Below are 742 nucleotides of genomic sequence, written 5' to 3'. Positions count from 1 at the left end.
CCATTCAAGGATGCGCTGGTGTGGAAGAACGGCAGCGGCAAGCGCCGGATCGCCGTCTTCGCCGACCCCAACTGCGGCTACTGCAAGCGCTTCGAGAAGGGCCTGCAGGAGCTCAAGGACGTGACGGTCTATACCTTCCTCATCCCCATCCTTGGCGGCGACTCTCCCGAGAAGACGCGTGCGATCTGGTGCGCCAAGGACAACGCCAATGCCTGGCTCGGCTGGATGCTCAAGGGCGAGCAGCCGGCCAAGGCACCGGCTTCCTGCGACGACGCCGCCATCGAGCGCAACCTCGCGCTGTCGCGCAAGATCCATGTGAACGGTACGCCCGCCATCCTGCTGGAGGACGGCAATCGCATCCCTGGTGCCGTCGGTCCGGTGGAGTTGGAGAAGCGCCTGCAAGCCCTGGCCGCGCCGGCCAGCAAATCCTGAATCCGATGAGCGTGGATCGCCGCGAGCTCGCGCATCGGTTGGGCTACGCCGGCCTCGTTCCCTTCATGCTCGGATGCGCCCTGATCTGGCTGATCGGCGACCGTGACCTCGATCAGCACACGTTTGTGAGCGTCGGGATGTCAGCGTATGCCGGGTTGGTCATTGCCTTTCTCGGCGGCATCCACTGGGGCCTGTCCTTTGCACGTGGCCTGCCTGGGCGTCAGCCCCTGGTCTGGGGCATCAGCGCCGTGCTGCTGGGCTGGCTGGGTGTGGTAATGCCGGCCTATGCGGGCCTGGCTCTGCATGGCGG

2 protein-coding genes are annotated in these 742 nt (G+C 65.8%); both read left to right on the top strand.

Annotation, left to right across the window (positions count from 1 at the left end; translation table 11 throughout):
* Positions 1-432 (top strand): DsbC family protein (locus ACXJKR_RS33975; RefSeq protein ID WP_457326610.1); only part of this gene is annotated, 432 nt, incomplete at its 5' end.
* 11 nt (positions 433-443) lie between these two features.
* Positions 444-742 (top strand): DUF3429 domain-containing protein (locus ACXJKR_RS33970; RefSeq protein ID WP_457326609.1); only part of this gene is annotated, 299 nt, incomplete at its 3' end.

It is taken from the genome of Roseateles sp. P5_E11 (assembly GCF_054049355.1).
Note: the sequence above shows the minus strand (reverse complement) of the source record. Positions and strands in the feature narration are given on the sequence as shown.